At 58.4% G+C, this 6,840-nt stretch carries 7 protein-coding genes; all 7 read left to right on the top strand.

Annotation, left to right across the window (positions count from 1 at the left end; translation table 11 throughout):
• Window positions 1–369, top strand: a 369-nt coding sequence (locus tag FAA86_RS24530) for a hypothetical protein (RefSeq protein WP_167494906.1), incomplete at its 5' end; no start/stop codon positions are given.
• Between the two features lie 78 nt (window positions 370–447).
• Entirely contained in the window at window positions 448–657 is a 210-nt protein-coding gene (locus tag FAA86_RS06130; RefSeq protein ID WP_136538968.1) for a helix-turn-helix transcriptional regulator, read from the top strand.
• Window positions 654–905 carry a hypothetical protein gene (locus FAA86_RS06125; protein WP_136538966.1) on the top strand — a complete coding sequence of 84 codons (252 nt, stop codon included), beginning with the start codon at window positions 654–656 and terminating at the stop codon, window positions 903–905. Before FAA86_RS06130 ends, FAA86_RS06125 begins: the two co-directional genes overlap by 4 nt.
• Entirely contained in the window at window positions 902–1,810 is a 909-nt protein-coding gene (locus FAA86_RS06120) for a hypothetical protein (protein WP_205910024.1), read from the top strand. Before FAA86_RS06125 ends, FAA86_RS06120 begins: the two co-directional genes overlap by 4 nt.
• Window positions 1,811–2,086: 276 nt before the next feature.
• Entirely contained in the window at window positions 2,087–4,348 is a 2,262-nt protein-coding gene (locus tag FAA86_RS06115; RefSeq protein ID WP_136538964.1) for a bifunctional DNA primase/polymerase, read from the top strand.
• Window positions 4,349–4,636: 288 nt separating this feature from the next.
• On the top strand, window positions 4,637–4,801 hold the full coding sequence (locus FAA86_RS24525; protein WP_167494905.1) for a hypothetical protein: 165 nt from the start codon (window positions 4,637–4,639) through the stop codon (window positions 4,799–4,801).
• A 930-nt stretch (window positions 4,802–5,731) separates the two neighbouring features.
• A complete protein-coding gene (locus FAA86_RS06110; RefSeq protein WP_136538962.1) occupies window positions 5,732–6,787 on the top strand; it encodes a hypothetical protein in 1,056 nt (351 codons plus the stop codon).
• The last annotated feature ends 53 nt before the right edge of the window (window positions 6,788–6,840 follow it).

The raw sequence follows: 6,840 nt of genomic DNA, 5'->3' as shown, positions 1-6,840 counted from the left end.
AAGCTTCCTGACGGAATGAGCTTGCAAGCTGGCCCAATTCAGTCCGCTCTGTCTGAGGGACGAACTGAAGACGCGAAGACATTGATTGTTGCCATTCTCCTCAGTGGGCGAGCCGACAAGGTCACGCAGGAGCTTGCCGCAGCCATGATTAAGCCGACAAAGAGGCCGCGTGGGCGCAAATCTGCCCTCACGCGGCATTGGTTCGATATAGGTTCGGATTTCCACCACCTGCGCGCCTGCGGCGATCGTTACGAAGATGCACTCGCAAAGCTGTCGAAGAAATACGGCTATTCTGAAACTCACATCCGCAAGGCCATTTCAGAATACGATTCAGCCAAACACGCTGCCGACGAGGCATCACGCGATTAAATGGAATTTCTTCGCCTAACCTGATGTTTCCTCATCGCCTATCTTCCGTCCGTCACCACCAAACAGAAGGAAGAGACAGTGCAAAAGAACGTTCGAGTCCGAGAAGCCGCAGAACTGCTAGGGCTTTCAAAATCTACCCTCGACAAGCTTCGTCACTACGGGACCGGGCCTCGCTTTTTCCGGCTGGGCCGAGCGGTCATCTACGACACCAATGACCTCATTGCATGGCGAGACGAGCGTGCCGTTGCTCCTGCTAACGACAACACGGCGAGCGAGGTGGCAGCATGAAGCTCGCCACCAAATTTGACGCCACTGCCGAGCAACACTGGCAATCCACACACAAGCCATCGACCGACTCCGCCGTCATCGTTGGGAATCCGGCCATCAGCCATTTCGAAGTCCATTTCGACTACGGCTGGGGAGACTACACCCGTTGGCGAAGCCATGAAGAAGCGCTTGCCGAGGCCGAGCATCTGGTCGCGTGCGGCATGGCCTCGGCGATCGATAACCGCGTGGTTATGGCGGTGGCGGCATGACCGTAGCCGCTTCTTATACGGCTAGCCTGTTAAATCATGCCAATGACAACAGGCGGCATCGCGGCACAAACGAGGAGATGGAGACCCGCGCTCGTTTCCTAATCGACTACGCGGCGAAGCATGCACCCGTGACGGTTCGCCAGTTGTTCTATGCGGCGACCGTGGCCGGCATTCCCGGCATTCAAAAGGACGACAACGGGTACAACGCTATCCAGCAGCAGGTTCTAAAGCTTCGACGAACGGGTCGGATGCCTTACCGCCACATTGCGGACCTCACCCGGTTCATGCGCAAGCCACGGACGCATAGTGGCGTCGCGGAGGCGCTGGAGGAAACCGCCGCACTTTACCGCAGGGCGATGTGGCGCGACCTTCCGTGGCACGTCGAGGTATGGGTCGAAAAGGACGCGCTGGCCGGTTGTCTAAGCCCGATTACCTCAAGATTTGACGTTCCTTTGATGGTGTGCCGTGGGTTTACTTCCGAGACCTTTGCGCACGAGGCCGTCGAGACGTGGGCTGAAATCGGCAAAACCGTGCAAGTCTATCACTTCGGCGACTTTGATCGCTCAGGACAGGATGCAGCGTACGACCTAGAAAGAAAGCTGGCGGGCTTCGCAAGGGAGCGAGGATTGCGCGTTGCCTTCGAACGGCTCGGCGTCACAATAGAGCAGATCCAGGCGATGGACCTACCAACGCGCGAGCCGAAGCGGAAGACTGCTGCTGACATGCGGTGGCCTTATCCATTCGCGTGCGAGCTCGACGCCATACCGCCGGACGAGTTGCGCTCAATACTGTGGCGGCAACTGGACGCGTACATCTGCGAGCATGATTTGAAGGTGCTCCAGGCCGCAGAAGAGTCGGAGCGCGATTTGCTTCGAGCCTTCGCCAGACACGCGCAGACCATCTAGCCGACTAACCCACCACCACCACCATCAGCCTTGCCGGCGTCGTCGGCGGGATGCTCAACCGCGGGAGGACAAATGAGCAGCACTACAAAACCTGACAATGACCGGCCATTGCGCGGCAGACGCCTAACTTGGGCAGAGTTCTATGCCCTGCGGCCAGACCGCCGACCTGCAAACGACAATCATCCGGTCGAACAGGCCGCCTGAGCACCACACCGTCATCACACACCTAATCCCGTCGGAGGCGCCGCCGGGAACGGCAAAACGCGAGGTTTTCCATTGTCACCACTTCCGAAGATTAAGACCACAAACCGGGTTCTCGAGACCCGGCACGACCTGATCGAGAAGGGCTACCGCCCCATCCCGTGTAAGGGCAAAATTCCCATCGGCTTCATCGGCTGGCAGCACTGCGCGGCAACGCACGACATTGTTGATGTATGGGAGACCAGCCATCCGGACAATCGCAATACAGGTATCCTGACCGGCGAAGTCGTCGCAATCGACGTCGATATCACTCGTCCGGATCTAGCCGAGGCGATTGCCGCGATGGTGCGTGAGCTCCCAGGCGGCGCCAATGCGCCTATGCGCGTCGGCAAAGCACCCAAGGCACTATTCCTCTTCCGCACGACCGAACCACGCGAGAAGATCATCACCGCGTGGTTCAATATCGACGGAACCGACCAGCGTATTGAGGTAATGGGCACGGGCCAGCAGGTCATCGTCGACGGCATCCACCCCGACACAGGGCAGCCCTACATATGGACACCAGCGTCGCTCCGCCCTGTCTCTGAACTGCCGCTTATCGATTGGGCATCGCTGGAGCGCTTCCTGCAGGATGTCGAAGCTCTGCTAGAGCCTCACGGAAAAAAGAAGCCAGCACCGGTTAAGCGCAAGGCCGCCAACGACAATACAGGCGACAATTTCTTCCGACGCGTCAATCAGGCGGCGCTTGACGACCTGGCGTCATGGGTTCCTGCGCTCAATCTGCCGAAGACCGCCCGCGCCGGAGAGGGCTATCGTGCTGTTGCCGAGTGGCGTGGCGTCCGGAATGCTAACCTGTCGTTCCATCCAGAAGGCATCACCGATTGGGGGAGCGGCGAAGTTCACACCGCTATCGACGTGGTGCACAAATGCGGTCAAGCAGATGGCGTCACCAGCGCGGCCGAATGGCTTTGCACGCGTCTGGGCAAGGATAAAGAGTCCTTGGGATGGGTGGATAAAGGAGCGGCGCTGTTGCCTTCGCCGAAGGTCATCGAGGCATTGGTGGCGAAGCGCAAGTCGTCCGAGCCTATCAATCCTTTCGACCCGAAACAGGCCGGCGGTCTTATCGGTGACGTCGCAGAATGGATCCTCGACACCAGCCGGCGGCGGACCCCAGAGTTTGCGGTGATGGCGGCATTGGCTTTCTTGTCCGCCTTCTACGGCCGGCGTGTCATTGGCCCGACGAGCTTGGGCGTGAACCTCTACCTCGCTGGCATTGCGGGCCCTGGCTTCGGCAAGGAAGCGCCGCAAGCTCGCATCCTGCAACTGTTTGAGGATGCCAAACTCCCGTTCCTGATCGGCCCTGGCGAGGTCACCAGCGCAAGCGCGATCGAGAAGGAACTGCGAAAGAAACCGACGATGCTGATGCTATGGGACGAGTTCGGTGAGGTCATGCAGTCGGTGAATGCTGGCGGGAGCGGCAACTGGACGGCAACCATCCGCAAGCTGATGCTCGAGGTGTTCTCCAAGGCAACGAGCGTCTGGCGAGGCAAGGAGCATGCGTCGAAGGAGACGACCGCGGAGCCTGTCTATGCGCCTTCCCTGTCCATCATGGGCATGTCGACGCCGACGACGTTCTACGGCGGATTGAGTGAGGCCAATCTAACGGACGGCTTCATTGCGCGACTGATTTTCGTGTCGCCGAAGGACAGGCCGAAGCGGAGCAACCCCGCAGACGATGGCCTAAGCACTCCCGCCTCTTTGCTGAAAGCTGTTGCTGATGCCGAGGAGCAGTTCAAGTGGCCGGCAGGGTTCAACGCAAAAGGCGCTTGGCGCACCGCAGGCGCACGTCCTCAGTTCGCGCGCGTCGGATGGGCGAATGCAGAAGCGGAAGCCGCCTGGCTTGCCATCGAAGATTGGCAGGATGCCGAAATCGAACGCGACGAGAGTCGTGATGGGATAGTCGGCCGAACCGCCGAGCACGTCGTCAAGCTGGCGACGTTGCGAGCCTTGAGCCGGAACCCGGAGACCCCTTCCGTGTCGGTTGAGGATGTCGCCTGGGCACGAGCGCTGGCTATGGCCTCAATCGACGCCGTTGATTCCGGCATTCTTCAGCACATGTCTGGCAGCCAGTTCGAAGCGGTGTGCAAGGCCATCATCACCGCGTTGCGCGACAATGGCGGGGAGATGTTCCGAGCCGCCCTACTCCGCCGACGGGGCGTGTCCAAAGCAGATGAGCGAACGTTCGACGGGGCAGTTCGGCGCCTACAGGAAAGCGGACACATCGAAAAAACAGATGGCCGCAAGATGACTTTGACCGCCGCAGGATGGGGCAAATAACGAGCCGGTTCATTTGCGAAATCACTTGCATTTGCAAACGGGGTGCACAGATTTCGGGGCGTTTTTTGTGCACCCATTTTGCAAATGGCAATTATTTGTACAAGTGTTTCCGGGCCGGATTAAAAGGCTAAATCATTGGTATATATATAGTTTTTATATATACCACATCACTAAAAACACCATTTGCGAGATTTGCAGACCTCCTCCGGTTTTGCCGGATTATGGAACTCAAGCCATAAAAAAGGAGGACCCTTGCAAATCCGCAAATCCGCAAATGAGGAGTTACTAATGATAGACCCAGACACGATCGAAGACGTCGACGATTGCGACGGCGAGTCCATCCTCGCCTACGGCTATAATCCCATCAGCAAGGAATGGGAGTGGCGATGGGTGTCGATGGAAGAGCTTGCTGAAGCCGGACGGACGGACATCATCGCAAGGGTGATTGGATGACCCGGCGAGATACCCTGGCAAATATTGCGGAAAGGCTGGCGCGCTTGGCGCCATGCCACCGCAACCCCGAGAAATTCCACGAGGAAAAGTCGGAACTCGTCGCGGAACTACGTGCACTTGCGGCGAACGACAACCAGCCGACACCACCCCGACCCGCCCTGCGAGCCTAGCGCTCCCTCGGTTGGGTCCCAATCACCCCACCCCCCCCTGTCGCGGGGTGTGACGCCCGTCGTCGAGCTCGGTGCAAACTTTTCCAGAAGTGGTTTCTTTCTTTTTTACTTATAGGAAAAGCCATATGAATCAGGGCATTGAGCCCGAAAAGTTAGAAAGTGAAAAGGAAATTCACGTCCCCATCCGGACACCTTGACGCCGCCCTGGCCATCGCCCTAAATCCAGCGACGGCCAGCGGTGGCCATAACATTGGCGGCGGCAGGAGTTTATCATGTCGCTTGGACCTGGCGCACGGCGCCTCATTGTGTATCGGAATCAGAAGGTGGTCGTCGCGTGCGAACGCTGTGGGCTGTCTCGCCGCTACGATGGCAATCGAATGATTGCGAAGTTAGGGCCTGACGTGGTTCTGCCCGACCTATTGAGACGGATAGCCAAGGCCGAGGGCTGCGATCTCATCAACGCACCGACGCCAAACGGGTTGAGGTGTGGGCTCAGATATGGCTGAAAAACTGTTGCTTGTCCTGCTTGCCCTGATGATCCTGGCGACGCTGGTGTCGGCCGGCGTGCAGGTGTGGCAGGTATTCTGAAGGCGGCGGCCCTTACACTATTTCTACGAAACCGTCAAGTCACCTATTGACAAAAATGTAGAATTGCCCCATAACACACCACGGCCCGATTTAGGCCGAGCAAACCGCCGCACCGCCGGCATCGCGCAAGAGCCCATTAAGGGCCGCGCATCTCCCACCATCAGAGAGCTACATGACCCACACGCTTCCGGCATTGACGTGGCTGATAAACCACGACTCCGACGCTGCGCTTGCTATGTTTCATCGGCTGCGCGACGAGTACTACACTTGCGGTTCAGAACCAGAGCAGCCCTCGACGATCCCTATCAGCTCGGCCGACGAAGAGCTGCACGACGCTCCGGACGAGATGCTGACGGCGGAGACTATGTGCTCGGTGGCGCAGAACGGCCCTGACGAGCATTGGCCGGAGATGCTGCATAGCATTGAGCCAGAATTACACGAGATGCTCCGAAGTGCTGGCGGGGTGGCTTGGCCTTGGTGCGGCGTGAGAACGAAGAAGCGCGGCAAGATCTCTTGGCAAGGAGAGCCGTGGGCCTACGAGTTCAATGGCGAGCAAACACTGATCGGTAGACATCTTATCAGGCTAGCCGGTTTAATGTTCTATACTCGGCCAAATGCGCGCAGAGGGATGGAGGGTGGGACGCTGCTTTCCTTCATCAACGATGCAGGAGAGGTTAGCAAACCATCATTCAAGGCGGAAAAACCCCGCGGAGGCAAGCGTCCCTATCGAACCAACCCGGTCGGGTATCTGGCGCTTCCTGCAGTTATCCCATCGCCGCTAGAAGCGCATCACCTGCACCGGGAATTCTCCGGTGAGCCAGCTTTGCCCCCAATGTATGTACCGCAGGACGGCGTGGAAGAGGCCCGTGCTATTCTACGTCAGTTCGGCGTCGATGGCAGTGTCCCGTTCTGCCATTTACCCAATCAGGCAACACTTGGCCCCACCACAATCGCGAAGAATGCAAGATTCATGGGGGGCATGACTGGCCGGTGCCAGACTGCGTCCGTGGCGGTTACAGGCAAAGTTGAGGACAGTGCGCCTTTGGCTGCAGTCAGCGCGAAGGTCGTAGAGGAGGTCGCTAGCCGTGGCACTCTGGAATCCATCGGGATTAAGCTTGGCTATCGCGGCGGGTATGCGGATCGGGGCGGGAAGAAGGCGCTCCTGAATGCTGGACGCGAGATAATCGCAGCTAACGAAAACACGAGGGCAAAAAAAGATGCGGCATAGGTGCCAAATCCGCCCCGCCCGGCGCGTATACATTGAAGGGAAGTAGCTCTCCC

The sequence above is a fragment of the Rhizobium rosettiformans W3 genome (assembly GCF_004912135.1).
GTDB classification, from domain to species: Bacteria; Pseudomonadota; Alphaproteobacteria; order Rhizobiales; family Rhizobiaceae; genus Allorhizobium; species Allorhizobium rosettiformans.
This window is presented reverse-complemented; position numbering and strand designations above follow the sequence as displayed.